The organism is Sphingomonas sp. (assembly GCF_965248875.1).
Lineage (GTDB): Bacteria > Pseudomonadota > Alphaproteobacteria > Sphingomonadales > Sphingomonadaceae > Sphingomonas.
Window position 1 is genome coordinate 1,549,535 of record NZ_CBDFKR010000011.1, and the last position, 25,444, is coordinate 1,574,978.

Consider the following 25,444-nt stretch of genomic DNA (forward strand, 5'->3'; position numbering starts at 1 on the left):
CACATCAGTAGATGTCGACCGGAAGGCCGTGGTTATGAAAACACCTATGTACAAGCGTCACGTGGAACGGAGTCTTGCATTGACGGTCCGTAGCCGCAAGCTCGATGAGCTCCATCCCTACGCAAACAATGCCAAGCTTCACAAACCTGAACAAATTCGCGCGCTAGCAAAGGGGATCGCGGCGCATGGCTTCATCAATCCGATCCTCGCCGACAAGGCGGGCGAGATCATCGCCGGGCACGCACGCTACGAGGCGGCGAAGAGCCTAGGATTGACCGAGGTGCCGGTAATCGAACTTGGCCACCTCTCAGAGGCGCAGAAGCGGGCCTACCGTATCGCTGACAATCGGCTGGCCGAGGTGGGCACAAGCTGGTCGATGGACCTGCTGCGGGTCGAGGTAGATGCAATCCTGGAGCTGGATGCGAGCAGTGACATTAGCCTGACCGGGTTCGAGGCACCGGAACTAGCGCTCAGCTTTCGATACCCGCGACAGCAAGCAAGAAGCCGCCGAACCGCCGGTTCCCGCGGTTCAGCCGTTGGCGGTCACGCGCCTCGGCGACATCTGGCAGTTGGGCGAGCACCGGGTGATCTGCGGCGATGCGACGCTCGCTGAGACTTACGCGGCGCTGCTCGGTCGTGAGCGCCCGGCGATGATGATTGGAGACCCCCCGTTCAACGTCCCGATCAGTGGTCATGTGAGTGGCCTTGGCAAGCAGAAGCATCGCGAGTTCGTCGCCGCTTCGGGGGAGATGAGCGAGGCGGAATTCCGTAAATTCCTGCTCGCGTTCATGGTCCAATGTGCCCGCTACTGTCGGACCGGTGCGCTTCACTACATCTTTATGGACTGGCGGAGTCTGCCCACCCTGCTCGCGGCCGGCCAGATTGCCTATGACGAATACAAGAACCTCTGCGTCTGGGCAAAGACAAACGGAGGCATGGGCAGCCTTTATAGGTCGCAGCACGAGCTGATCGCGGTCTACAAGCACGGCAAAAGTCCGCACATCAACAATGTAGAACTCGGCAAGCACGGTCGCTACCGATCAAACATCTGGTCGTATGCGGGCATGAACAGCTTCGGTGCCCACCGCGACGAAACGCTCGCCATGCACCCCACGGTCAAGCCGATCGCTCTTGTACGCGATGCTATCCTTGATGCAAGCAATCGCGACGACCTCGTGCTGGACCCTTTCGGCGGCTCGGGCACCACGCTGCTCGCGGCCGATGCCGTGCGGAGGCGCTCGCGGTTGATCGAGTTTGACCCGCTCTACTGTGACGTGATCGTGCGCCGGGCCGAGCAGGCGCTCGGCCTCACCGCAACGCTGGCCGCTACAGGCGAGAGCTTCGCCGACGTCGCATCGGCGCGGGAGAACGCCGATGTCTAATCGCGATTATGAGATCGGCTACGGCAAGCCGCCGATGCAGCATCGTTTCAAGCCAGGCCACTCCGGCAATGCGCGCGGTCGTCCCAGGGGCGCGCGTGGGTTCAAAAGCCTGGTGGAGGAAGCGCTCGAGGCCAAGGTGACGCTGAAGGAAGGTGGCAAGAACCGCAAGGTATCCGTGGCGGCGGCGACGCTCAAGCGGCTGGTCCACAAGGCGGTGGTCGATGGCGATCAGCGCGCGATCGAGCGCGTGCTGGTGCTGGCGCAACAGGTGGAAAGTGATCGCCCAAGACGGGCGGAGCTGATGGACGACAATGATCATGAGGTGGTCGCCGCCTTTCTTCAGCGACTGGGAGGTGAAGCATGACCGACGTTCGTACAGCCGAGGCCCTGATGCGCACAGACTTCGTGACGTTTGTACACCGTGTGTTTCTCGAGGTTCAGCCAGGTCAGGCTTTCTCCGACACCTGGCATATCCAGGCGCTCTGCTTCGCGCTTGCCGAAACCGGCAACAGACGCCGGCGGCGACAAATCATCGAGGTGCCACCGCGATCGCTCAAGTCGATCTGTGCGTCCGTCGCGCTGGTGGCGTGGCTGCTTGGCCATGATCCCCGTCGTCAGATCATGTGCGTGAGCTATTCGCAGGAGCTGGCGGTCAGGTTCTCCAACATGACGCGTCAGGTGCTGAAAAGCGCCTGGTACCGCAAGCTCTTCCCGCACACGCGGATCAACCCGGAAAAGGACACCGAGCGCTACTTCATGACGACGGCTGGTGGCTTCAGGGACGCGACGTCGGTTGGCGGTACCATTACCGGTAAAGGTGCTGACCTCATCATCGTCGACGATCCGGGCAAGCCCGACGAGATGATGTCCGAAGCGCAGCGCACCGCGGTCAATGAGTGGTTCGACCGCACCCTCAGCTCGCGCCTCAACAACAAGCGTACCGATGGGATCATCCTCGTCATGCAGCGCCTGCACCCGGACGATCTCTCGGGTCACGTGAAGACACTGGACGAGTGGAACGTCCTGACCATCCCCGCAATCGCCGTACAGGATGAGCGGATCCAGATTGGATCCAATAGCTGGCACGATCGTCGAGAAGGCGAGGTGCTCGACCCCTCGCGAGAACCGATCGAGGTGTTGGATCAGCAGAAGCTGCAGATGGGGTCACGCGACTTCCAGTCTCAGTACCAGCAGGATCCGCTACCCGCCAATGGCGGCATCATCGACTGGCGCTGGTTTCAGACCTTTGACCAGCCGCCGGATCGTGAGGGCACCGAGTATTTTCAAAGCTGGGACATGGCCTCCAAGAACACGGAATATAGCGACTACAGCGTCTGCACGACCTGGGCAGTGAGGGGCGGTGACTATTACCTGCTCGACATCTTCCGCAAGAAGCTGACATTTCCCGAGCTGCACCGGGCCACGATCGAGCAGGCAAGCCGCTGGCCGGTAGAGACGATTTTGGTCGAAGACGCCGCCGCTGGGCAACAGATCATCCAACAGCTCGCGCTATACCGGCCAAACCGTATGCCCAAACCACTCGCGATCAAGCCCGAGAGGGACAAGCAGACGCGGCTGCACGCGGCATCGCCAATCGTCGAGCAGGGGCGTGTCTTCCTGCCGCTGGGAGCGCCCTGGCTCGACGAACTGAAACGCGAGCTGATTCAGTTCCCGACCGGCAAGCACGACGATCAGGTCGACAGCATCTCGCAATTCTTGAACTATGCGGAAAAGCGGCGCCTGCGCGGCCCCATGATCGTGATCCTGCCGATGTTCCCGCAGAAAGCGCGGCGGCAGCGCTAGGCGGCTTTCGCCTCGACTTGACCAAACCGATAGCGCTCCAGGTCCGTCGCCATCGCGCGCGACGGCTTGGGGCAGCTATAGGCCCCTCCCTCTCGCCACGAGCTGGTCGCGGTGAAACCGTAGCGCTCCCCCATTGTCACCAGCTCGTCGTGCGGCGCGAGATACCAGTCGCCCTCCACATGGAAGGCGATCCAGATGTCCCGCCCCTCGTACTTGCGATCGATGTACCAGCGGCCCTTCAGCTGGACCTTGCGCACGATGCCGTCGCCCTCGTGGTAGAGGATGAAGTCGACGCCGCCGTCATAGACTGGCAGGAAGGCATTGAATCCGTGCTCCAGCGCGAGCGTCACGAGCGCGTTGCGGTTGACGACTTCGCGCACCTGTGAACGATACCGACTCATGCTCATTCCTGTCGACGATCAGTGACAGCCGTGTTGCTCGACCGCACCGGTCAGTCAACGGGGATGTCACTCTTCGTCTGTAGAAGCTTCGTCGACACCAGCGTCACTGCGGTGGCGTGGATATCCGCTTCCGCCTTGCCGCCAACGTTCGCCGCCTGCGGCTCGAGAAGGGCTGGAGCCAGGAGGCGTACGCCGACGAGGCGGGCATCCACCGCACCTACGTCAGCGACATCGAACGCGGCGCTCGCAACCCGACCATCACGGTGATCGAGAAGCTGGCTGCGCCGTTAGGTATCAGTGCGGGTTCCCTGCTCGAGTAGGAGCCTCGCCGCCAACGATCAGGGCGTTGGAACCCTGCCCGAAAATGGGGGAGAGCGGCCCGTCCGTTATTCGATGCCAACTGCGGCAAACAGACGATTGTTCAGGTAGCGGCGCAGAGACCTCGAACGCCTGGGGGGAAAGCGGTCATTCCGCTAAAGGCGCTAAGGCGGCATTGACGGAAATTTGTTTATACAGCTCACAAAGGGTCGGCACGCGCCTGCTGCTGGTCGTTCACCTGTTCAGTTCGCGTTCTTAAAGCTGCCGTCTGTTTATTCCAAAACGATTGCCGCAGGGCGGCGGCAGCTCAACCGAGCCGACGCAACAACGCAATAGGGAACAGATGTCTTGCAGCTCGACTGGTCGAGATTGATCACCAGTCCCCGGCCAGACGAGGGATGCGCTCTGCAAGAAAGTCGATCCACGCCCTGACCCGTGCCGATGGTCGGCGATCCGCGTGCAAGACCACGTGGACCGCGCCAGGATCCATATAGTCCGCGTCCAGGGCAACCTCGACCAGTTCGCCGCGCCGGATCGCCTCCGCCGCGATGAAGCGCGGACCATAAATCAGCCCCTGTCCCGCCGCCGCCGCCAGCACCAGCGCCTCGCCGTTGTTCGCATGGAGCGACCCGCGTACCGGCACCTTCCGCGTGCCGTCGCGCCCGAAACCCCACACTGCGGTCCCCGTGAGGGGCGCCAGCGTGTACCCGAGGCAGTCATGGTCGCTAAGATCGGCGAGCGTAGCCGGCGTGCCGCGTTCGGCCAGATAGGCTGGCGACGCGCAGATCGCGAGCCGCACGGCCGCGAGGCGGCGCGCGACGAGGCTGCTGTCGCCCAGCCGGCCGATGCGGATGGCAAGGTCCCAACGTTCCTCGAGCAAGTCGACCTGCCGATCGTCCAGTCCCAACTCGATCGTGACGGCTGGATGACGGCGGTGGAACTCGGTCGCGAGCGGCACGACGTGCATCACGCCAAACGTCGCGGGCACACTGACGCGCATCAGTCCCTCGATCGCCCGCGAATGCGCCGATGCCTCCGCGTCCGCCTCCGCGATCTCCGCAAGCACACGCTCCACGCGGTCGAGATAGGCGATGCCAGCGTCGGTGAGTGCCAGGCGGCGCGTGGTGCGATTTACTAGGGTGGTCCCCAGTCGAACCTCGAGCGCATCGAGGTGCCGCGCCGCCATCGTCGGCGACAGGCCCATTGCGCGCCCCGCCGCCGAGAGCCCGCCGAACTGGATCGCCCGAACGAACACCTCCATCCCGGTCAATCGGTCCGCCACTTAATACCCTTAGTATAAGGTTATTGCACAAAACGGCCGATTATCACAGCTGACGACATGGTCCATATCCACATCAGAGAGGATGTGGCATGCGGCAACCCAGCTTTTTCATACCCCACGGCGGTGGACCCTGCTTCTTCATGGCCGATCCGTGCGGTGTCTGGAGCGGCATGGCGGCTTTCCTACGCGACCTGCCCGCGATGCTGCCGCAGCGGCCGCGCGCGGTGCTGGTCGTCTCCGGGCATTGGGAGACCGATGGCTTTGCTTTCACCGGCGCCGAGGAGCCTTCGCTGATCTACGACTACCACGGCTTTCCAGCGCACACCTATGCGTTGCGCTATGACGCGCCGGGATGCCCCGCGCTCGCGGCGCGAGCGGCGGCGCTCCTCGCGGGGGCGGGCATCGCGGCGGCGGTCGATCCGACGCGAGGGCTCGACCACGGCGTGTTCGTGCCGCTCAAAGTGGCGTTTCCCGACGCCGACATCCCGGTGGTGGAGATGTCGGTCGACCGCACGCTCGACCCTGCGCTGCACATCGCGGCCGGGCGCGCCCTGGCGGCGTTGCGCGACGAAGGCGTGCTGATCCTCGCCTCTGGCATGAGCTTCCACAACATGCGCGGTTATGGCGATCCGCGCTTCACCAAACCCAGCGAAGCGTTCGACGCCTGGCTGACCCTGACCGCCGAACAGCCTGGCGCGGCGCGGGCCGAGGCGCTCGCTCGCTGGGAAGCGGCCCCTGCCGCCCGACTGTCGCACCCGCAGGCGGAGCATCTGCTGCCGCTGATGGTGGCGGCCGGCGCAGCCGAGGGCAGGGGGGAGCGCGTCTATGCCGAGAAGGTGATGGAAACGGCCATTTCCGGCTTCCGCTTCGACTGACGGCATGCCGTTCACGCCTGTCTCGCGCACGGCTGGCGCGGCGGCGGACGCGGCTGTCACCAAATACCACCCACCAGACCCCGTTTGCCGCATTCCAACTCCCGCCATTCAAGGAGCATCTCATGTCCGCCTGGTCTCCACGCATCCTCAGCCTCATGCGCATCGTCGCCGCGCTGTTGTTCATGGAGCATGGGCTGATGAAACTGTTCCATCTCCCGGTCGCCCAGCCCGGAGTACCCGACCCGCTCCCGACGTTGCTTGTCGTCGCGGCGATGATCGAGCTTGTTCTGGGGGCGTTGCTCGCGCTTGAGCTGTTCACCCGCCTCGCGGCGTTCGTAGCCTCGGGCGAGATGGCGGCTGCCTATCTCATAGGGCACCTGCCGTCCGGCTTCTGGCCCGGCGTGAACGGCGGCAGCGAGGCAATCCTTTACTGCTTCATATTCCTCTATCTTGCCTTCTCCGGTGGCGGCGCCTGGAGCGTCGACGCGCTGCGAGCCGGCTCAGCAGCGGCCTGATGCCGGCACGGGCTGCGGTGATAGCGGCCGATCGTGGGAAGTGCGGGATTGCCTGGTCCCGGCGCGGCGACAGGGTGTCGAACCCGTCGGCCCGGTTCAGCCTACGGCGGAGTGTACCTACCAGATCGGCGCGAAGCCGCCGATCTGGTAGGCGGCCGAAGTCGGAATGAACTCGCGATACACTGACCGACCGATTTGGGTCTCGCCGCCCAAGGCGCGCGTAAACGCCGTCGGGGAAAAAATGGTGCGAACGCCGTTTCGAATCAGCTCTCTGCGGCGATCCTCACCCGCATCCCGTCCAGCGCCGGTTCGAACGGAAGCTGACAGGACAAACGTGAATCAGCGTCGCGATCACTCGTGGCGTCAAGCAAATCGTCTTCGTCCTCGCTCATCGTCGGCAATGCCGGAGCGAACGTGGGATCGACATGAACGTGGCAGGTCGCGCAGCTGCAGCAGCCACCACAGAGCGCGAGGATCTCATCGATCCCGGCGGCGCGGATCACCTCCATCACGGAAAGACCGAACTCGCCGTTGATCGTCAGTTCTTCGCCTTCGCGCGTGACGACGATCAGCTTGCCCATCAGAAACTCCCGAGGTTGCTCAGTGCAACCAGCGTCACTGCGCGGACCGAATGCGTCGTATTGTCTTGACTGACCAGACCCATCACTGTTCTGCGCTGAACGCGACCGGCATCTTAATAATGGCATTGAACCAGATCGACCGAAGCCATTCCGGCTCTCCCACGGGGTGGATGTCGGGTATACGAGTAACGATCTGCTTCAGCAGTGCCCGCAGCTGCATCTTTGCCAGGCGTGCACCGACGCAGATGTGCGGGCCTGCGCCGAACGCCAGATGCCTCTTCGCGTTCACCCTGGTGATGTCGAACTGATCCGGATCTGGGAAGACGGTCGGATCCCGGTTTGCGGCAGCGTAGGAGAGGTAGATCTTGTCGCCCTTCTTCACTGCGCATCCGCCAATCTCGGTGTCGGCCATCGCGGTCCGCGTAAAGTTGGTGGTGGTGGACGTGAACCGCAGGACCTCGTCGATGGCGTTGTCGATGTGCTTGTCGAAGTCCTCGCGCAGGATCGCATACTGGTCGGGGTAAAGGTTCATCAGATTGACGAAGTGCGCCGCAGTCGACCGCGTCGTCTCGTGTCCCGCCATCGCAAAGACGAGGAAGAATTGGTTGATGGCGTCGTCGTCCAGGTTCAGCGTCCGGTCGTTGACCATCGCGCTCATGAGGTGGCTGTCAGGATTGCGGCGCTTCTCTTCGGCGAGCTCCTGCGCTATCACGAACAGGCCGACCGTAGGATCGCTGGAATGGCTGGAGCGGCTTTCGACGTCGGCGAGCGCGTTGCCGTAGTCGGCCACCTGCTCGCGATGGTGCTCGGGGATGCCCATCAGTTCGCAGAAGGTGTAGACGGGTAGGCGCGAGGCGACGTCGAACACGAACTCACATTCGCCCCTGCGCGCGACGGAGTCGACGATCTCGGCAGCCAGGCGGTCGATCTGGGGCGAGATCCCGGCCAGCGCCCTGGGCATGAACGGCGGCAGGATCACCTTCTTCACAGCCGCGTGATCGGCCGGCCGCATCGACATGAAGTTCGCCCGCTGACGCTCCAGCGCCCCGCCTTCGAAGTCCCAGACCACGATGCTGTTTTCGAACGAGCTGAAGCGGTTCTGATCCATCGAGACGTCCAGGACGTCCTTGTAGCGGGTGAGCACCCAGAAGCCCCTGACCCCGGACGACCCCGGCATCGGGTTCACATAGTCGGGGTTCGAAGGGTTCCAGTGTACCGGGTCGGTCTGGCGCCACTTGTCGAAGAGACGATGTGGCGGACCCTGCTCGGAAGGAAACAGGCTTGCATCCAGCAGGTTCTCGGAGGCGTGGGCGACGGGCATGGCGATCTCCTCTTGTTCTGTCGAGCTCACGCCCGCTCCTGTTCCTTCCACCAGTCCCCACCGAGCGCGACCCTTCGCACGGCGTCGCTGGCGGTCGGGCCGTGACCGACCTGGTAGCGAGGCGCCGGCACCTCCTGGACGGTGTTCGTGAGGCGGCCGACGCCGGTCACCTCGACCTCGACGACGTCGCCGACGTTCATCGGACGGCTGTTGGCCGGCGTGCCGGATAGGATCAGGTCGCCGGGCAGCAGGGTGATGTGCCTGCAGAGGTCGGCCAGGATGTACGGGATGTCGAAGGTCATCTCCCCGATCGCGCCGTCCTGCACGACTTCGCCGTTGATGTAGGTCCGCAGCGCGGATTCGCGGATGTCGACGCCGCGCACGATGCCGGGACCGATCGGGCAGAAGCCGTCCTGACCCTTGACGCGCAGCATGGAACCGGCGTCCGTGTCGCGGAAATCCTGCGCCCCGACGTCGTTCACCGGCGCGAACCCGGCGATGTAGTCCCACGCCTCGTCCCGCCCGACGTTGCGCATCGGCTTGCCGATGACGACGCCCACCTCGCCTTCATAGTTCAGATACTGGCAGTCGGCCGGGCGGGACAGTTTGCCGCGATGGGCGTTGAGCGTCGTAAGTGGCTTCTGGAAGTAGGTCGGTGTGACGAGGTTCGGCGCCCGGAACTCAACCCGCCGGGAGTCGTAGTTGAGGTGGATGCAGATGATTTTCGTCGGATCGCAAGGCGCGAGGTAGAGCGCGTCAGCCTCGGCGACGGTGCGCCCGTCGCCCAACCTGAGCTGCTCACCCTCGGGCCGCACCCATTGCGGGGTGCCCTCGAACAGGATGCGGCGCCATTCCTCGCGCGGTCCATCAAGCACTGACATTGTCTCTCTCCCGAACGTTTCGACTGGTCTCCGGTCAAGCGGGGACCATGAAGCCCTTCATGTTGCTCATCACCGGCGTGTGGCCGAAGGCGTCTCCGTGGTAGTATTCGGACTGGCCGGTTGGCTCCCGCCCACCCCAGCCGATCTCGATCATCGAGCCCGACGGGTTCTTCAGATAGAAGGAGTAGGCCTGGTCGTTTGCGTGGCTGCCGGGTTCGATGATGACCGGTATCTTGGCCCGCCTGACCAGATCATAGGACAGGCCGACGTCCTGCATCTTGGTGACCTCGAGCATCACGTGGTTGATCCGCTTCTCGCCCGGCGTGCCGAACGCCAGCGTGTGCTGCCGCGTGTTGCAGTGGAGGAACATCAGCTCCACCGGCTCGGGCAGGTGCGGCATCGGGATCTTGTATTCGACACCGCCCCGCAGCCCGAGAAGCGTGTAGAAGGCGTGGATCTCCTCGAGCCCTGCCGCCCGGTTGAGCATCATGTGGCCGAACCCGCCGGCATGCGTGCTGAATACGCCGTGCATCCGTCGTCCGGGGTGGAACGGCAGGTCGTACTGGACGAGCGGTCCGTGGAACAGCTCGATGGGATAGTGGTTCGGGTCCTTCAGGAACATGACCTCGAGCACCTGTCGAGCTTCCGCTTCGGCTCTCGAGCCGATGCGGACCTCGACGCCGGCGTCTTGGAGTTGCTTGGCCATCGCGCGGAATTCTAGCGTGCCCGCTATCCTCAGCCCGATCGCGAGCAGGTCGTCGGACGCGTCCTCGACGAGCTTGATGCGGTGGTGCCAGTAGTCCATCCGGAGATAGCGGACGTTCGCGTCGTCGCCCTGCACGACCTCCAGGCCGAGGATCTGCGCGGCGAACTCGTCCCACGCGGCGAGGTCGCTGACACCGACGGTGATGTAGCCGAGCTCGGTGACTTCGGTCATGGTCAGTTTCCCTTCGAGGCGAACGAGCCCTTACGGACCGCGATGTTTTTGATGTCGCAGTAGAAGTCGAAGCTGTGCGTGCCGCCCTCTCGGCCGACGCCAGACGTGCGGCTGCCGCCGAACGGGGCCGCAAGATCGCGCACGAAGAAGCAGTTGACCCACAGCGTGCCGGCAACCACGGCCGACGCGATCCGCATGGCGCGCTCCTCGTTCCCGCAGAACAGTGTACCGGCAAGGCCGTATTCGGTGCCGTTCGCGATCGCGATCGCTTCGCCATCGTCGGTGAAGGTCTGCCAGGTGAGGACCGGCCCGAAGACCTCCTTCTGCGCGATCTCGTCCTGAGCGCGGACCCCGGCGAACATCGTCGGCTGGAAGTAAAGCGCGCCGACGTCGGATCTGGCGCCACCCCAAAGGACTTCCGCGCCCGCCGCCTTCGCACGCTCGACGAACCCGGACACACGCGCGAAGTGCTCGGGATGGATGAGGGGACCGACGCGGGTTGCCGCCTCGCGCGGATCGCCGACCGTCATGCGAGCGGCGGCGGCGCGTACCTTCTCGAGAAACGCGGCCTCGATCGACGCTTCGACCAGGATGCGCGTCCCCGCGAGGCACACCTGGCCGGCATTGATGTACTGCCCCGCCACGGTCTGCGCGGCGGCATCGAGGTCGGCGTCGGCGCAGACGATGAAAGGCGACTTCCCGCCGAGCTCCGAGCTCATGCCGGTGATCGACCGCGCCGCGGCCTGCCCGATGATCTTTGCGGTGTCGGTCGACCCGGTGAAGCTGATCCGCGCCAGACCGGGATTGTTCACCAGTGCGTCGCCAGCGTCTTCGCCGATGCCTTGAACGACATTGAGGACCCCAGCCGGCAGCCCCGCCTCGTGGGCGATGTCGGCGAGTAGCGAACAGGTCAGCGGCGCCCATTCCGGCGGCTTGATGACGATCGTGTTGCCCGCGGCGAGCGCCGGACCGACCTTCCAGGTCGTCAGCATCATCGGCGCGTTCCACGGCGTAATCAACGCCGCCACCCCCGCGGGATCGTAGCGGACGTTGTTGACGACCTCGGCGTGGTCGATCGCATGGTCCTGAAGGCCCAAAGCCCATTCGGCGAAGAACGAGATGTTCTGCGCCGCGCGCGGCACCATCCGGTGCATGTTGCCCGTCAGCAGCGACCCGTTGTCCAGCGTCTCGACCGCGGCAATGTCCTTGCCGCGAGCGAGAAGGCCTTCCGCGAACTTGCGCAGGACAGGCAGTCGTCCTTCGGCACCGAGCGCTGCCCATGCAGGAAAGGCCTCACGCGCAGCCTCAACCGCCATGTCGGCCTCGCGCTTTCCGCCAGCGGCGACAGCACCGAGATCGCTGCCGTCGACAGGGGAAGCGTTGTCGAAGCGGTCGGAGGAGGAAACCCGTTTACCGCCGATCCAGTGATCGAGCGACACTTCTACTCCGGCAACCGAAGCACTGGTGCTGGCCATGCATCCTCTCCCAATCGCCGCCCGCAATACGAGTCAAACCGACCACAATCATTCTTGATTGCACTCACTTTAATGGCTATCGCAGCCTCGTCAAGCATGCTTTTATGAATCGCGGGAGACCCCCGCACGGGAGAGGATCGGCTATGGAGCCGGATGTAGCGAACCGAGAACAGTCGCTGGCTGGCGAGCCCGGTCGGCGCGAACGCAACAAGCTGCAGAAGCGGGCCCGCATTGTCATGGCCGCGCGCGATCTGTTCCAACGTCACGGATTCGCGGAGACGACGACCCAGCAGATCGCCGCGACCGCCGATATCGGCACGGGGACGCTGTTCCTCTACGCGCACTCCAAGGAAGACCTGTTGATCATGGTCTTCAAGGACGAGATGTTGGCGACCGTCCGCGCGATATACGCAGGGCTTTCCCCTCATGCGACGACGGTCGAACGACTGATGTCCGTGTTCGATCGGATGGCCGACTATCATGCGACCGATGCCGACCTTTCGCGCATCCTGCTGAAGGAGCTCGTTATCCCGAGTTCGCCCGAGCGGACCAGCGACATCGCCGAGCTGATGGACGCGATCCTGGATGGCCTTACAGCGGTCCTCGGAGATGATCCGTTGATCAGTCAGCGCGATGCCGCCCTGACCGCGCGATCCGCGTTCGCGCTCTACTACTTCGCACTGATCAGCTGGCTGGGCAGCGGCTTCGACCGCAACTGGTGCATGCGCATGCTCCGCGAACAGCTGTCGCTGCTGCTTAGAGAAGGAGCCGGCAAATGATCGAGTCACTGAAACTGCGCTGGAAACGCGGTGAGGTGACGCTGGGCGCTTGGTGCATGATTCCCAGCAGCCTGACGGCAGAGATCCTCGCTAAAGGCGGTTTCGACTGGGTGCTGGTGGACATGCAGCACGGCTGCATGGACTATCAAACCGCGGTCGAGATGATCCGAGCGATCGATCTTGCCGCCATAACGCCCATCGTGCGGGTGCCGTGGAACGAGCCCGGTATCGTCGGCCGGATGCTCGATGCCGGAGCGATGGGGATAGTGGCGCCGATGATCCAGGGCCTGGATGAAGCTCGCCGGCTCGTCGAGGCTTGCCGGTATCCGCCGTCGGGGCGTCGCAGCCTTGGTCCCGTCCGGGTCGGCGCGCGCGATGGGATGGGATACGTGGCGGGTGCCAACGACCGCGTCAGCGTGATCCCGATGATTGAGACGGTTGATGCGCTCGAGGCTGTGGACGACATCGCCGCCGTTCCCGGCGTGGACGCGCTATTCGTGGGTCCGTTCGACCTGTCCTTCTCGCTGGGCCTATCTCCGGGGGACAACGACGGCAAACCGGAGTTCGACGCAGCGCTAGCGAAGGTCAACGCCGCCGCCCGCGCTAACGGCTTAGCCACAGCGGTCCTATCGACCGCCAAGCTGGCCCCGTTGCGAGCGCGGCAGGGCTTTCAGATGATCTCTGTGCTGACCGACAGCCAGGCACTTGGCGCTGCCGCCGGTGCGAGCTTGTCGTCTGCCAGAAGCGCGATCGCAGAAGGAGTCCACCATGCTTGACCAGGATACCCGTAACAAGGTGGTCGCCGATCTCATCAACGTCTACAATACGCGCAAGGCGCTCCCGCTGCTGACCCAGACCTACCCGAGCATTGGGTTGGACGACGCCTACGCGATCCAAGAGGCCTTCGTGGCCCACATGGTCGCCAACGGTCGGACCGTCCGGGGTTACAAGGTCGGGCTGACCTCGAAGGCCATGCAGGAGATGTCGGGTTCCACAGAACCTGACTTCAGTGCCATGACCGACGATCTCTTCCTTCCGGAGGATATGCCGATCGAGCATCAGCGCTTCTTCCGCCCGCTGATCGAGATCGAGATCGCCTTTGTGATGAAGAGCACGCTCAAGGGCCCTGGTGTCTTGCCGGTGGACGTCCTGCGCGCGACCGACTTCGTGCTGCCGGCCATTGAGGTGGTCGACTTCCGGGTGGGACCGGCGCCGGGCATGACCGTCATTGACACGGTCGCCGACTTGGCCGCCTGTGGTGCTGCGGTGCTGGGCGCGAACCCTTGCCGCCTCGCCGATTTCGACCTGCGCCGGGTTCGTGGACAGATGATCGTGAACGGCAAGGTCGAACAGGAGGGGCTCGCCTCGGCGGTCCTGGGCAATCCGGTCACGTCGGTCGCCTGGCTGGCCAACAAGCTCGGCGAGTTTGGGATCACGTTCGAGCCGGGCCATACCATCCTCACCGGATCGTTCGTGCGAGCCATGCCTGTGAAGGCCGGCGACGAGGTCATCGCGCGTTTCGACTCCGGGTTGGGCGACGTGCTCACATCGTTCGTCTGATCCGTCGTGGAGCGGCACGGCGTGTCCGACGGGAGCATCTGGCGGCGGCCGGACCTGGATCCGGCGAGCCTGACCCTTCTGCAGGAAGGGTCGCTCGGAGGGCACCTTGGGATCACCGTGACGGAAGTCGGGCCGGAGTTCCTGCGAGCCACCATGCCGGTCGACTCCCGCACGCTTCAGCCCCACGGGCGCCTACACGGCGGTGCCTCGGTCGCACTGGCGGAGACGGTCGGGTCGATGGCAGCCAATCTGACGCTCGACCCGTCACGGCAGGTCGCCGTCGGCCTTGAAATCAACGCCAACCATGCGCGTCCCGTCAGGAAGGGCCTCGTTACCGCCACGGCAACTCCGGAGGCGCTAGGGCGCACTACCCAGATCTGGAGCATCCGCATTGTGGACGAGTTCCAGAAGCTCGTCTGCATCTCGCGACTTACTATGGCGATTATCCCGGTGGAGCGCGGATGAGCGCGACCGCCGATCCGTCAGCCATCCTCGGGCTGCCGAAGCTTCAGGCGCGGCGCGACCGGGCCTCTGGGGAGACTCCTGCCATGAGCAGCTATGACGTGGTGATCGCGGGCGCCGGACATGGCGGCGCGCAGGTTGCAATCGCACTGCGCCAGGCTGGCTTCCCGGGAAGCGTGGCGCTCATCGGCGACGAGCCCGAGCTGCCATATGAACGCCCCCCGCTGTCGAAGGAATACCTGGCGGGCGACAAGGCGTTTGAACGCATACTTATCCGACCCGAGAGGTTCTGGCGCGATCGCGACGTAACGATGCGACTGGGGGAACGCGTTAATGCGGTCGATCCAGTTGCGCATGAGGTGAAGACCCACAGCGGCGCGACGGTGGGTTACGGGCGGCTGGTGTGGGCGACCGGCGGCTCGCCACGACGATTATCGTGCGCGGGGCACGATCTGGTTGGCGTGCATACCGTGCGGACGCGTGCTGATGTAGACCGGATGAGGAGCGAGCTGGACCGCACCGAAAGGGCGGTGGTGATCGGCGGCGGCTACATCGGGCTCGAGGCCGCCGCGGTGCTGACGAAGTTCGGGAAGCGTGTAGTGCTGATTGAGGCGCTGGACCGCGTGCTGGCCCGCGTAGCCGGTGAGCCATTGTCGCGCTTCTTCGAAGCCGAGCACCGTGCGCGCGGCGTCGATGTGCGCCTGGGCACCAGCGTAGACTGCATCTTGGGCCAAGACCGCGTCACCGGGGTGCGGCTGCACGATGGTGAAGTGGTGCCGGGAGACATCGTCGTGGTCGGGATCGGCATCGTCCCGGCGGTCGCGCCGCTGCGCGCCGCGGGCGCTGAGGGTCCGGATGGGCCACCCGGCGGGGTGGCCGTCGACGCGCAGGGACGCACCAGCCTGCCCGACATCTTCGCGATCGGAGACTGCGCGCTACACCCGAACCGCTTCGCGTCTGGTGCCGCAGTCCGAATCGAGTCTGTGCAGAACGCCAACGACCAAGCCACCGTTGTCGCCAAGACCATTGCCGGCCTGCCCGCCAGCTACGAGGCGGTGCCATGGTTTTGGAGCAACCAGTACGATCTCAAGCTGCAGACCGTCGGACTGTCGACTGGGTTTGACGACAGCGTGGTTCGTCACGACCCGGCGACCCGGAGCTTCTCGATCGTCTACCTGAACAACGGCCACGTGATCGCGATCGACTGCGTAAATGCGGTTAGGGACTACGTGCAGGGTCGCAAGCTGGTAGAGGCTGGCGCGATAGTCGCCAGGTCGCGGCTGGCCGATGCTAAGGTGCAGCTCAGCGAGCTAATGTGAAACCATCGCGCATTCGGGAGGGTGCCACTCCCTAAGCAGAACCAAGGCCGCAGAAAACGTTCCAAACAGCTCAAATCGTGCGCCAACTACTTCTTCTAGGCCGGAAGGCGATCGTTGGGCCACTTCGTCGATAACGCCCGATCGGAATTTGCGCGATCCTCATCTCCGTACGCAGCTGACAGTCAATCAGGTGCTGAAAGAATACATGAACCGATGTCCGGTTGTGGGGTAGGCGAACCGAGCCCAGAGTGTCTGGATGTGGGTCAGCTCAGACACCAGTGCGCTCCGACAGCTCCAAGGCATCTTCTACATAGAGCCCAAAATACCGAACGGTGCTCTCGACGTGCCCGAGCAGGATCTGGACGGCGCGCAAGTTGCCGGTTGTCTCGTAGATGATGGACGCTTTGGTGCGCCGAAGCGAGTGCGTTCCGTACTACTGCCCCTGAAGACCATGCCGACCACCCACTCGTGAACCAATCGAGCGCACTGCCGCTACTCATATGGCCCATGTAATCGTTCTGCTCGAAAGACGTAGTCGCCAACTGTGCCGCCTCTGCGCTCCAGCCATGCACGCATGGTCTTTCGGGCCGGTGTCCATCAGCTCGAACTGGACCGGCCGTTTGGTCTTTGTCGAACGGCAATGGCGCGATCGCGGACACGTCCGCCTGACCCGACACCGCCGATCCGCACCTTAACCACGTCACAACCGCGCAGCTTACTGTCAATTGCAAAGTCGAAGAGGGCCCTGTCGCGCAGGCGCCTATGCTGGTCGAGCCAGAAGCGAATAGCCCAGACCTGCCGCTGCTTGAGCGCGCGCTTGGCTCCGAGTAGACGCCCCTCGTTCCATGGCCGACATTCTTCGAAAGCTGGATCGAGCGAGGAGTGCCCCATAGCTCACCTCCTTGAAGCAGGTTCGGCCTTCTGGGTTTAGCTGTGGACGGTAAAAACAGCGGTTCCACTCTGTGGTTTGCAGTGACTTCAGCAAGACGACTGAAGGTTCTTGTCCTTGGCATCTAAGGGTCATCTCGTGGCGTCCAGATTGGTCGAAGTCTATCCCGTCGCTGCCATCTATTCACGCGCCGGGAGCTTTACTGAATCACGCGGCCGGTCAAGATGTCGCTCGCCGCAGCGGTAGGTCGCTCTGAGCTATTTTCGAGAAGCTAAATGCCAGCATACCACTGGTAATCGGCTGTGTCTTCCCAATAGCCACCCCTCCCACCACCAACTCGCGCCAAGTCATCGATCACCTCGATCCGCATGATGTATTTCGCCTGCTTATAACCGAGCTGCCGTTCGACCCGAAGCCGTAGCGGAGCGCCATGCCCTATGCTGAGCAGTTGATCGTTCATGCCCCAGGCGAGGATCGTCTGCGGATGATAGGCGTCGATCAGGTCGATGCTCTCGTAATACGCATCGCCATCAAAATCGTCGGCGCAATGGAACACCACGTACCGCGCACTGGGCAGGACGCCGGCCGCGTCGAGCGCCAGCTTAAGCGGCAGGCCGGTCCACCTGCCAATCGCGCTCCATCCCTCAACGCAGTCGTGCCGGGTGATCTGCGTGCGCGCCGGCATCGCCCGGATCTGCGCCATAGACAGCGATTGGGGTCGCCGGACCAGCCCTCCGATCGTCAGCCGCCAGTCCCGGAAGCGCGCCGCCGCATGGGCCTGGTAGCCTTCGTCCGCCGGCATCGTGTTCCCGTTAGTCCGGAAGAGAGGCGACATGTCCGATGCCGCGAACTCGCGCGCCAAGGCTGTGCGGTCGAGCACGACGCGCTGAGCGCGCCGCGTCAGCCCTTCGCCGGCACCAAGCACGCGCTTCACGCTCGGCGAGGCCACGATACGGTCGCAGCCTGACAACAGCAGGCCGCCGGCACCCGCGCCGAGCGAGGCGATGAGTCTGCGGCGGGTCAAGATCGTCACGCCGCTTCTTCCACCCGCGGTGCCTCGTCTCTCGGCAGGCGGTACCAACCGGTGATGATCGAGCGGACTTCGTTCAGCGGCCCGGCCAGCAGCACCATGGCGAGGTGGACCACGATGAAGCCGACGAGCGCACTCGCGCAGATAAAATGGATCGAGCGCGCCGACTGGCGGCCTCCGAACAGGTCGAGCAGCCACGGCCACGCGGCGTCGATTCCGGGCGACATCGTCAGGCCGGTCAGCACCATCGCCGGAAGCAGGCCGAAGATCACCCCGACATAGCTGAGCTTCTGGAGGATATTATAGCGGCGCGCGGCTTCACCGGTGTGGAAGCGCAGCCGCGCATGGTCTTTGATGTCCTGCCACAGGTTGCGTGGAGCCAGCTCGGCGCGTGTCGGCGCGAGGTCGCGCTGGACGTGGCGGACGGCGAAGCCCCACAGCCAGAATGCGATGCCCGGCACGACGAGCAGCCACGCGAAGGCGAAATGCCATTGCCGTGCCGCAGCGAGATCGTAGCCCGACGGGATCGTCACCAGCGCCGGAAAGGCACGGGCCTCGCCGCCAGACAGACCGAGCACGCCTGTTGTCGGGATCGTCACCGGCCCGAGGCGGAGGAAGCCGGCGGTATCGGTACTGCCAATCTCCAGCCACGGCGCTTCCCGGTTGGCGCCATATTGGCCCCAGTAGAGGCGCGGATGCGCGTTGAAGATCATCAACCCGCTCATCAGCATCACGACCACCGCAAAAGCATTCAGCCAGTGCCAGAGACGCACGGGGCGACGTTGCCGATATACGAGATCGTTATCGTCCTGCGGATCGGGTAGCACCGACATGGTCATATCTCCTTGCCCGAACCGATCGGAAGAGCGGATGCGAAACGCGACGGCTCCGCATCCGTCCAGCGGCTCAGCCGCCCGAGTTCATCGCGCCATGGCGCATCATATCGGGATGCATCTTCATCATCTTCGCGCAGCGCGCGTTCCGCATCATCCTGGCATGAGGCATGGCGTTGCACGCCCGCATCCGGCGCTGGTCAGCGGCCGACATGCGCATCATCGAGCCAGCGGGCGTCGAATGGTTCATCATCGCATCCTGCGCAAAGGCAGGTGCGGCGCCGGCGAGCGGCATGGCCGACATCGCGATCAGGGTCAACATTCGCATGGTTCGTCTCCTTCGTGCGGCGTCAATCGGGGTAAGCAACACGCCGTGACGTCACCGGCGCGTTGGATCTGCTAGAGCTTGAGGGCGGCGGTGATCGGGCCGCCAATACCGCGCTGGACCAGGACCGCAGACGCCAGCCCCGTCTCCCCGCCGATCGGAATCGCGAAGGTCGCGGCAGGCCCGGTCCAAGCGCCGAGGTTGACGATCTCCCGTACGATATCGCGGTGCGGCAGGGTGCGGCCGCCGTTCTCGCCGGCGCGGATGGGCACTTGGCGAACGCGCGGATCGTACCGAACCAGCCACACCGCGGACTGGGCACCGGCGGCTCCTGCACCGACCCGCAAGGTCGTGCCGACCCTTGCAAGCGCGGGTCCACCGCGCGCCGGTCCAGCTCTGGCGATGGTGGCATCAAGTTGCTGGCGATTGCTGCCGACGATCGCCGTGCTGCCGTTCACGATTACCTGCGGAGTCGATACCTGCGCACGCCCGCCATGATGCGCATAGTCCCATTGTCGCGCGGTCCAACGCGGCGATCCGAAAGTGTCCTTCCAGCCGAGCTGGTCCCAATACGTCACGGCAAACGACAGGGCGAGCACATCCGGACGATCGGCGATGGCGTTCACATTAGTGTTCGCCGGCGGGCATGACGAGCAGCCCTGACTTTGAAACAGCTCCACGACGACCGGATGTGCGCTGGTCGCCGGCGCAGCAGATGGTGCTGGTGCAGGCGAGCCCGCGGTTTCCGCCGCCTGCGAAGCGCCGCAGCCGGCGAGCGAAACCGCGCAGCCGATCAACGCTGATTTTAATAAGAAATGTCTGTCTGGCATCGACTGGTTCCTTCGGCAGACGCTGGGTCGATCGCTATCGGTCAGGTCAGAGTTTCTTCGGCTCGGAACGCCATCTGGTTACATCTGACGGAGGATGTACGAAATCGCGCCTGCGGACCGCCGTCCCACATTAGCTACGCCGGCGTGCCTGGTCCCGCCAATCTCGACGCCTACCTATCCTGCTGAAGCGGGTGCATTCCTGCCAAAAACGCGAGAACGACACGCCCGGTCGCATCGCGCGGGCGTCGCGTTGGTGCATGTTGAGGCCGGCTGAGGAAGATCCGGTCCTCGCTAGACCCGCGGGAGGATCAATCGCCCCGCGCGATCATGGCGCCGGCCTTCCATGCTCGATGGTGCGGGGGGTTCGCCGCGTCGCGCGGGGGACGGTCATCAAAGACCAACATTGCGGCGGCAAAGGCGGAGAAGAGCGCAAGCCATGAACGATCATTCGACGCCGGCCGTGGAGTCGTTACACCAGCGTCGCGTAACCGATCCAGCACCTGGCGCGAATGACTAGTGGAGCATGATGCGGGCGAGTGAAGACCAGCTCAAGGCATGGATGGTCGGCGGCCTCGACGGGGACGCGGACGCGCATGCGACGTTGCTGGGCACGCTCGCGCCTATCCTGCGGGCCTTCTACGGTCGTCGCATGGGCGACGGGAGCGATATCGAGGACCTCGTGCAGGAAACGCTTATCGCCGTTCACACCCGCAGAGCTACATATGATCGGGATCGCCACTTCACGGCTTGGCTGTTCGCGATCGCGCGGCACAAGATGATCGATCATTTCCGCAAGGGGCGGCACTTCGTTACGATGGAGGGACTGGACCAGATCCTCGCCGTCGAGGGCTTCGAAGACTCGAGTAATGCGCGGATGGACGTTGGGCACTTGCTGGACACATTGCCGCCGCTGCAGGCGCGGGCCATCCGCCGCACCAAGATCGACGGGTTGAGTACGTCGGAAGCGGCGCGGGACGCAGGGGTGGGCGAATCGAACCTTAAGGTATCGGTTCATCGCGGGCTGAAGGCGCTGGCGGCACGGGTCCGAGGTGAACGGCGGTGAAGACCGAAACCCTCATCGAAGCACTCGCTGCCAGCGTGGAGCCTGTGCCGCGCAATGCGGTAGGACGCCGGCTGCTCGTCGGCGCTGGCGGGGGCGCGGTTGTCACGCTGCTGTTGGTTGCCTTCTCGCTCGGGCTGCGGCCAGACCTGAGCAAGGCGATGCACGGCTTCTCGTTCTGGATGAAGTGGACCTACACGATCTCGCTCGGTGTCGGCGCCAGCGCGATGGTGACCCGTCTTGCGCGTCCCGAACCGGTGAGCCTGCGGCGCTTCTGGCCCGTGGCGATCCCGTTCGTACTGCTCGCGATGCTGGGCGCGGTCGAGATGGCGTCCACGCCAGCCGGCGACTGGCTGGCGATGTGGCTCGGCAAGACGTGGAAGAAGTGTCCTTGGTTGGTACTGGCGCTGTCGGGCCCGATATTCGTCGGCCTGCTCTGGTCGTTTCGCCGAATGGCACCAACCCGGCTACGTGCCGCAGGTGCGGCGGCAGGCCTGACGTCGGGTGCCTGGGCAGCGACCCTCTACTGCCTGCATTGCCCCGAAGTGTCGGCGATCTTCGTGCTCACCTGGTACACGCTCGGCATTGGTTTCGCGGCCGGCGCAGGCGCGATCCTGGGGCCACGACTGCTGCGGTGGTGAAGGCGCCGCGGGAGGCTATTGATCTGAAGGGAGTTCGCTGCGTCATCTTCGACCTCGACGGCACGCTCGTCGACAGTGAACCGGTGACCAGCCGCGCATTGCTCGACCTTCTGCCCGATCTCCACGACGATGAGGACGCATTGGTCGCTCGCTATCGCGGCCGCCAGATGGCTTTCGTACTCGCCGATATCGAGCAGCGCCTAAAGCGATCGTTGCCCGCGAATTTCGAGGAGCTCTACCGTGGCCGGGTCGATGACCTGTTCGCGACCCAGCTGAAGCAGATGCCCGGTGCGGCGGACATGCTGTCGGCGCTGCGGCTGCCGCAAGGTATCGCATCCAGTGGGCCGATGGCCAAGATTCGTCGGTCACTGTCGCTGACCGGCCTTAGCGGGTTCTTTGGCGGCCGACTTTACAGCTCGTACGACATCAATTCCTGGAAGCCCGATCCTGGTCTGTTCCTGCACGCGGCGGACCGGATGGGGTTCGCGCCCGACGCTTGTTTGGTAGTCGAGGACAGCGACGTTGGCATCTCAGCCGCGCTGGCCGCAGGCATGAGCGTCGTGCGCTACGATCCGATCGGGCGATCCGCGGCAGCCGATGGCGTTACCACGATCCGGGCCTTACCGGAGCTGCTTGCGCTGCTCAACACCTAAGCCGGTGTTGCCTGGAGACGACCGTCACTTGTCGAGCGCCGCTGCCCCGATCGCCTCCGAATGCCGGTACGACGCATCAAAGCAGTGGTGCATGATCTCGGTGCCGGACCGTCCACGAACCAGTCGCCCGGATTTACCCGTCACTGCGTGAAGGCGATTGGGCGTGGCCACTGCTCCCGGTTCACGCGATCTCATCAGCACCGGTAGCCAGCAGCGCCAGCAGGAACTGCGGAGCCGGACTGAGCCATTTGGCCTCGATCTGCCAACCTGCCGCGGCGAATATGCCTTGCCAGCGTTCCACCGAGAACTTGTAGGAACTCTCCGTGTGGATGGTCTCGCCGGCCTCGATCACGAAGCGCTCGTCGCCGACCGAGATTTCCTGTCGCGACGTCGCTTCCAGATGCATTTCGATGCGGTGCTCTTCGGCATTCCAGATCGCGCGATGCCGGAACGCGGTCACGTCGATGCTGGCACCCAATTCGCGCGTCATCCTTGTCAGCAGATTGAGGTTGAAGGCGGCAGTCACGCCCTCGGCATCGTCATAAGCCGCGCACAACACGCTCTCGTCCTTGACCACGTCAACGCCCACGAGCAGCCTGGTCTCGAGGTCGATGTTCCGGCGAAGCGCGCCGAGAAAGGCGATCGCCTGCGGCGGCGCCATGTTCGCGAGCGTCGAGCCGGGAAAGAAGGCCAGCACCGGCCCGCGCAAGCTGCGCAGATCGAGCGAGTCCGGGGCGGTGAAGTCGGCGCAGATCGGAACGATGGCGAGCCTAGGAAAGTCCGCGCGTAGCGAGGTCTGCGCTCTGTCGAGCTCGGTCGCGCTGATATCGATCGGCACGTAGGTTTCGATTGTAGTAGCGGCGGCAAGCAGCAGCCTGGTTTTCCGGCTCGCACCACTACCGAACTCGACCAGCGACCTGAGGCCGCCCAGCGCCCGAGCGACCGGAAGCGATGCTTCGCGGAGCAGCGTCTCCTCGGTTCGGCTCGGATAATATTCTGCAAGAGCCGTGATACGGTCGAACAACTGTGAACCGGCGTCGTCGTACAGCCATATGCAGGGCAACGACTTCGGCGTGCGCGACAGCCCAGCGATACAATCGTCGCTGAAGGCGGAAATGTCAGCCCGGATGTCAGTGTCGATCGTTCGGCATGCAGCGACGGATACAGGCATGACTCGAGACTTTCAGCGCGGGTCTGCCGACCAGCTAGAGGGAGGGAGGCCGGCCGGCAGATTGCAATGGGTTCTTAGCGGTCGCGCGCTTCGGCGCGCGCCGCGAATAGGATCCAGATCGACACGGCCAACAAGACCACGTCCTTGAGCAGGAATTGGCCCGGAAAGGCCGACAACGCGAACGGCGTGTCGAAGCCCGGCTGCACCGTGGTCGGCGTGCTGAACAGAAAGGTAACGGTGACGAGGAAGCAGATCGTCGCCATCGCGCCGCCGATCGCCGCGAGGCGGGGCTGGAAGGGGCGTGTCGCGATCAGCAGGCCGGTCAAGATCTCGTAGATGCCCAGCATACGTGACGTGCCCGCGATCCCGAACAGGTCGTGCCACCACGCGACGAGCGGGCTGTTCATCACCAGCGGGGCGATGCCGCCGGCCTCGTATTGCGTGAACTTCAGGCATCCGAACCAGACGAAGATCAACGCGAGCGCATAGGTGACGAGCAGGGCGCCGGCGGAGGGGGTGGTGTAGCGGTCATAGGCGCGCTCCGCGCGCAAGGTGCGGGTTTCGGTGGTCATGATGGCGCTCCCGTTTAAAGACGCGGCTGGATGGGCATCGGCGGCACGAGCACGGTATCGATGACGTACACCATACCGTTGTCCACCCGCATCGGACCCTTGACGACGCGGGCCCCGTTGACAGTCAGCACGCCGCCCTCGCGCTTGATGACCAGCGCGTTGCCGTTCATCGCCGGCACCGCGACGGCGGGCGCCATTGCAAGGCCATGATCGATGTCGGCTACGGTAACCAGCCCGGCGACGGCGTGATTGCCCATCGTCAGCCTGAGCTTGTTCACGTTGGCGGGCCTCATCAGCTCGTCGAGCATCGCTTTCGGCACCTTGGCGAACGCATCGTCGTTCGGTGCAAACACGGTGATCGGGCCTGGCGATTGCAGCCAGGGCGCGACGCCCGCCGCCGTTCCGGCTTTCAGCAGCATGGTGAAATGTCCGTCCGCTTTCGCGGTTCCCACGATGTCGGCCGCCATGACGGCCGCTGGTACCGTCGCAAGTGCCAAAACACTCCACAGCACCGTTCTCGTCGTCGATCTCAAGATGCTTCTCCTTGTCGGGCTCTAGTTGGTGACCTCGGAAACAATACAGGTCAGCATCCGGTCCAGACTTTCAGTCGCCGTGAGCGTTGTTTGCTGCTTAATCGCAAGAATGCTCAATTTTGCGCAAGTCAGAGCAAGTTCAGCGTGGCACAATCACGACACGATGGTCGTTGCTGCCATATCGTTGGTGGGCCTTACATAGGGCCTTGACCGTCAAGAATATTGATAAGGATTTGAAACAATGGCAAAGCTCGACGGCACGGTGGCTCTCGTAACCGGGGCTAGCTCCGGCATCGGGGAGGCGATCGCCAGGATGTTCGCGGCCGAGGGTGCCGCAGTGATGATCATCCACCACGACGATGTGGAGCATGCGCAGCAGATCGTCGACGAGATCACCGCCGGCGGCGGACACGCCAGGCCGCTCGGCGCAGACGTCCGCAACGAGGACGAGGTGAAGCAGGCCTTCGCTACGGCGCGCCGTGAGCTTGGCGAACCGACGATCCTCGTTAATGCGGCCGGCGTTGACGCGGCGGGGATCCCGGTCGGAGACATGGAACTCTCGCAGTTCGAGAACGTCCTGCGGACCAACCTCGTCGGGCCGTTCCTGCTGTGCCGCGAGTTCGTCCGCGGACTGGCCGCGGCCAATCAGCCGGGCAGGATCATCAACGTTACCTCGGTGCACGAGGATATCCCGCGTGCCGGCGCCGCCGATTACTGCGCATCGAAGGGCGGCTTGCGGAACCTGACCCGCTGCCTCGCTCTCGAGCTCGCCGAGCAGGGCATCACGGTCAACAATCTCGCGCCCGGCATGGTGCTGACCCCGATGAACCAAGAGGCGATCGACGACCCCGAAAAGCTGAAGGAGCAAGTCGCCAGCATTCCGATGAAGCGCGCCGCCGAGCCCACGGAGGTGGCCGAACTTGCGCTGTATCTCGCATCGGCCGGCAGCTACGCCTCGGGGGCGACGTTCACGCTCGACGGCGCGCTGTCGATGAACCTCGGCCAGGGCGCCTGAC

30 protein-coding genes and 1 pseudogene are annotated in these 25,444 nt (G+C 64.1%); 16 read left to right on the top strand and 15 right to left on the bottom strand.

Annotation, left to right across the window (positions count from 1 at the left end; translation table 11 throughout):
* The first annotated feature begins 46 nt into the window (after positions 1 to 46).
* Genes ACP2AD_RS14745 through terL form a run of 4 tightly spaced genes read left to right on the top strand, consistent with a single transcriptional unit; the run spans position 47 to position 3,185 of the window.
* A complete protein-coding gene (locus ACP2AD_RS14745; protein ID WP_425230799.1) occupies positions 47 to 613 on the top strand; it encodes a ParB/Srx family N-terminal domain-containing protein in 567 nt (188 codons plus the stop codon).
* Positions 537 to 1,382, top strand: a complete 846-nt coding sequence (locus ACP2AD_RS14750; RefSeq protein WP_425230800.1) for a DNA-methyltransferase — start codon at positions 537 to 539, stop codon at positions 1,380 to 1,382. Before ACP2AD_RS14745 ends, ACP2AD_RS14750 begins: the two co-directional genes overlap by 77 nt.
* Complete coding sequence (locus ACP2AD_RS14755; protein WP_425230801.1) at positions 1,375 to 1,746, top strand: DUF5681 domain-containing protein; 372 nt, start codon at positions 1,375 to 1,377, stop codon at positions 1,744 to 1,746. Before ACP2AD_RS14750 ends, ACP2AD_RS14755 begins: the two co-directional genes overlap by 8 nt.
* Complete coding sequence (gene terL / locus ACP2AD_RS14760; protein WP_425230802.1) at positions 1,743 to 3,185, top strand: phage terminase large subunit; 1,443 nt, start codon at positions 1,743 to 1,745, stop codon at positions 3,183 to 3,185. The genes ACP2AD_RS14755 and terL overlap by 4 nt, the downstream gene beginning before the upstream one ends.
* Here terL and ACP2AD_RS14765 read toward each other — a convergent pair.
* Complete coding sequence (locus ACP2AD_RS14765) at positions 3,182 to 3,586, bottom strand: hypothetical protein (protein WP_425230803.1); 405 nt, start codon at positions 3,584 to 3,586, stop codon at positions 3,182 to 3,184. The two genes, terL and ACP2AD_RS14765, sit on opposite strands and share 4 nt — an antisense overlap.
* Before the next feature lie 116 nt (positions 3,587 to 3,702).
* Here ACP2AD_RS14765 and ACP2AD_RS14770 point away from each other — a divergent pair, with 116 nt between their 5' ends.
* Positions 3,703 to 3,906 carry a helix-turn-helix domain-containing protein gene (locus tag ACP2AD_RS14770; RefSeq protein ID WP_425230804.1) on the top strand — a complete coding sequence of 68 codons (204 nt, stop codon included), beginning with the start codon at positions 3,703 to 3,705 and terminating at the stop codon, positions 3,904 to 3,906.
* Between the two features lie 371 nt (positions 3,907 to 4,277).
* Here the strand turns inward: ACP2AD_RS14770 and ACP2AD_RS14775 are convergent, their stop codons facing one another.
* Positions 4,278 to 5,186 (bottom strand): LysR family transcriptional regulator, encoded by a 909-nt coding sequence (locus ACP2AD_RS14775; RefSeq protein ID WP_425230805.1) that lies wholly within the window; start codon positions 5,184 to 5,186, stop codon positions 4,278 to 4,280.
* A gap of 89 nt (positions 5,187 to 5,275) precedes the next feature.
* Between ACP2AD_RS14775 and ACP2AD_RS14780 the strand changes: the two genes are divergently transcribed.
* Positions 5,276 to 6,061 (top strand): DODA-type extradiol aromatic ring-opening family dioxygenase, encoded by a 786-nt coding sequence (locus ACP2AD_RS14780; RefSeq protein WP_425230806.1) that lies wholly within the window; start codon positions 5,276 to 5,278, stop codon positions 6,059 to 6,061.
* 155 nt (positions 6,062 to 6,216) lie between these two features.
* On the top strand, positions 6,217 to 6,576 hold the full coding sequence (locus ACP2AD_RS14785) for a DoxX family protein (protein ID WP_425230807.1): 360 nt from the start codon (positions 6,217 to 6,219) through the stop codon (positions 6,574 to 6,576).
* Between the two features lie 263 nt (positions 6,577 to 6,839).
* On the opposite strand, the gene ACP2AD_RS14790 is transcribed toward ACP2AD_RS14785, so the two are convergent.
* From ACP2AD_RS14790 to ACP2AD_RS14810, 5 genes are all read right to left on the bottom strand, one after another.
* Positions 6,840 to 7,157: a 2Fe-2S iron-sulfur cluster-binding protein gene (locus tag ACP2AD_RS14790; RefSeq protein WP_425230808.1), complete on the bottom strand. Its 318-nt coding sequence runs from the start codon at positions 7,155 to 7,157 to the stop codon at positions 6,840 to 6,842.
* An 82-nt stretch (positions 7,158 to 7,239) separates the two neighbouring features.
* Complete coding sequence (locus tag ACP2AD_RS14795; RefSeq protein ID WP_425230809.1) at positions 7,240 to 8,478, bottom strand: cytochrome P450; 1,239 nt, start codon at positions 8,476 to 8,478, stop codon at positions 7,240 to 7,242.
* A 26-nt stretch (positions 8,479 to 8,504) separates the two neighbouring features.
* A complete protein-coding gene (locus tag ACP2AD_RS14800) occupies positions 8,505 to 9,359 on the bottom strand; it encodes a fumarylacetoacetate hydrolase family protein (RefSeq protein ID WP_425230810.1) in 855 nt (284 codons plus the stop codon).
* Positions 9,360 to 9,393: 34 nt separating this feature from the next.
* Complete coding sequence (locus ACP2AD_RS14805) at positions 9,394 to 10,296, bottom strand: VOC family protein (protein ID WP_425230811.1); 903 nt, start codon at positions 10,294 to 10,296, stop codon at positions 9,394 to 9,396.
* Between the two features lie 2 nt (positions 10,297 to 10,298).
* Positions 10,299 to 11,771, bottom strand: coding sequence for an aldehyde dehydrogenase (locus tag ACP2AD_RS14810; protein WP_425230812.1), 1,473 nt, complete (start codon positions 11,769 to 11,771; stop codon positions 10,299 to 10,301).
* Between the two features lie 143 nt (positions 11,772 to 11,914).
* Here ACP2AD_RS14810 and ACP2AD_RS14815 point away from each other — a divergent pair, with 143 nt between their 5' ends.
* The 5 genes from ACP2AD_RS14815 to ACP2AD_RS14835 all read left to right on the top strand — a co-directional run bounded on the left by ACP2AD_RS14815 (position 11,915) and on the right by ACP2AD_RS14835 (position 15,891).
* Positions 11,915 to 12,550: a TetR/AcrR family transcriptional regulator gene (locus ACP2AD_RS14815; RefSeq protein ID WP_425230813.1), complete on the top strand. Its 636-nt coding sequence runs from the start codon at positions 11,915 to 11,917 to the stop codon at positions 12,548 to 12,550.
* Entirely contained in the window at positions 12,547 to 13,326 is a 780-nt protein-coding gene (locus ACP2AD_RS14820) for an HpcH/HpaI aldolase family protein (RefSeq protein ID WP_425230814.1), read from the top strand. The genes ACP2AD_RS14815 and ACP2AD_RS14820 overlap by 4 nt, the downstream gene beginning before the upstream one ends.
* A complete protein-coding gene (locus ACP2AD_RS14825; protein ID WP_425230815.1) occupies positions 13,319 to 14,110 on the top strand; it encodes a 2-keto-4-pentenoate hydratase in 792 nt (263 codons plus the stop codon). The genes ACP2AD_RS14820 and ACP2AD_RS14825 overlap by 8 nt, the downstream gene beginning before the upstream one ends.
* Before the next feature lie 21 nt (positions 14,111 to 14,131).
* A complete protein-coding gene (locus ACP2AD_RS14830; RefSeq protein ID WP_425230816.1) occupies positions 14,132 to 14,575 on the top strand; it encodes a hotdog fold thioesterase in 444 nt (147 codons plus the stop codon).
* 83 nt (positions 14,576 to 14,658) lie between these two features.
* Positions 14,659 to 15,891, top strand: a complete 1,233-nt coding sequence (locus ACP2AD_RS14835; protein WP_425231183.1) for an NAD(P)/FAD-dependent oxidoreductase — start codon at positions 14,659 to 14,661, stop codon at positions 15,889 to 15,891.
* 268 nt (positions 15,892 to 16,159) lie between these two features.
* Here the strand turns inward: ACP2AD_RS14835 and ACP2AD_RS14840 are convergent.
* The 5 genes and pseudogenes from ACP2AD_RS14840 to ACP2AD_RS14860 all read right to left on the bottom strand — a co-directional run bounded on the left by ACP2AD_RS14840 (position 16,160) and on the right by ACP2AD_RS14860 (position 19,765).
* A pseudogene (locus tag ACP2AD_RS14840) lies at positions 16,160 to 16,782 on the bottom strand (tyrosine-type recombinase/integrase).
* 269 nt (positions 16,783 to 17,051) lie between these two features.
* A complete protein-coding gene (locus tag ACP2AD_RS14845; protein WP_425230817.1) occupies positions 17,052 to 17,813 on the bottom strand; it encodes a molybdopterin-binding protein in 762 nt (253 codons plus the stop codon).
* Positions 17,810 to 18,643, bottom strand: coding sequence for a cytochrome b/b6 domain-containing protein (locus ACP2AD_RS14850; RefSeq protein WP_425230818.1), 834 nt, complete (start codon positions 18,641 to 18,643; stop codon positions 17,810 to 17,812). Before ACP2AD_RS14850 ends, ACP2AD_RS14845 begins: the two co-directional genes overlap by 4 nt.
* Positions 18,644 to 18,716: 73 nt before the next feature.
* Positions 18,717 to 18,971 carry a hypothetical protein gene (locus ACP2AD_RS14855; RefSeq protein ID WP_425230819.1) on the bottom strand — a complete coding sequence of 85 codons (255 nt, stop codon included), beginning with the start codon at positions 18,969 to 18,971 and terminating at the stop codon, positions 18,717 to 18,719.
* 71 nt (positions 18,972 to 19,042) lie between these two features.
* A complete protein-coding gene (locus tag ACP2AD_RS14860; protein ID WP_425231184.1) occupies positions 19,043 to 19,765 on the bottom strand; it encodes a DUF1223 domain-containing protein in 723 nt (240 codons plus the stop codon).
* 559 nt (positions 19,766 to 20,324) lie between these two features.
* On the opposite strand from ACP2AD_RS14860, the gene ACP2AD_RS14865 reads away from it, so the two are divergent.
* The 3 genes from ACP2AD_RS14865 to ACP2AD_RS14875 are packed head-to-tail and all read left to right on the top strand — an operon-like array spanning position 20,325 to position 22,152.
* On the top strand, positions 20,325 to 20,861 hold the full coding sequence (locus ACP2AD_RS14865) for a sigma-70 family RNA polymerase sigma factor (RefSeq protein WP_425230820.1): 537 nt from the start codon (positions 20,325 to 20,327) through the stop codon (positions 20,859 to 20,861).
* On the top strand, positions 20,858 to 21,499 hold the full coding sequence (locus ACP2AD_RS14870; RefSeq protein ID WP_425230821.1) for an NrsF family protein: 642 nt from the start codon (positions 20,858 to 20,860) through the stop codon (positions 21,497 to 21,499). Before ACP2AD_RS14865 ends, ACP2AD_RS14870 begins: the two co-directional genes overlap by 4 nt.
* Positions 21,493 to 22,152, top strand: coding sequence for an HAD-IA family hydrolase (locus ACP2AD_RS14875; protein ID WP_425230822.1), 660 nt, complete (start codon positions 21,493 to 21,495; stop codon positions 22,150 to 22,152). The genes ACP2AD_RS14870 and ACP2AD_RS14875 overlap by 7 nt, the downstream gene beginning before the upstream one ends.
* 181 nt (positions 22,153 to 22,333) lie before the next feature.
* Here ACP2AD_RS14875 and egtD read toward each other — a convergent pair whose 3' ends face one another.
* The 3 genes from egtD to ACP2AD_RS14890 form a co-directional block, all read right to left on the bottom strand.
* Positions 22,334 to 23,323: an L-histidine N(alpha)-methyltransferase gene (gene egtD, locus ACP2AD_RS14880; RefSeq protein WP_425230823.1), complete on the bottom strand. Its 990-nt coding sequence runs from the start codon at positions 23,321 to 23,323 to the stop codon at positions 22,334 to 22,336.
* A gap of 74 nt (positions 23,324 to 23,397) precedes the next feature.
* Positions 23,398 to 23,895, bottom strand: coding sequence for a YkgB family protein (locus tag ACP2AD_RS14885; RefSeq protein ID WP_425230824.1), 498 nt, complete (start codon positions 23,893 to 23,895; stop codon positions 23,398 to 23,400).
* A gap of 14 nt (positions 23,896 to 23,909) precedes the next feature.
* On the bottom strand, positions 23,910 to 24,362 hold the full coding sequence (locus ACP2AD_RS14890; protein WP_425230825.1) for a fasciclin domain-containing protein: 453 nt from the start codon (positions 24,360 to 24,362) through the stop codon (positions 23,910 to 23,912).
* Between the two features lie 307 nt (positions 24,363 to 24,669).
* Between ACP2AD_RS14890 and ACP2AD_RS14895 the strand changes: the two genes are divergently transcribed.
* Positions 24,670 to 25,443, top strand: coding sequence for an SDR family NAD(P)-dependent oxidoreductase (locus tag ACP2AD_RS14895; protein ID WP_425230826.1), 774 nt, complete (start codon positions 24,670 to 24,672; stop codon positions 25,441 to 25,443).
* Position 25,444: the final 1 nt, after the last annotated feature.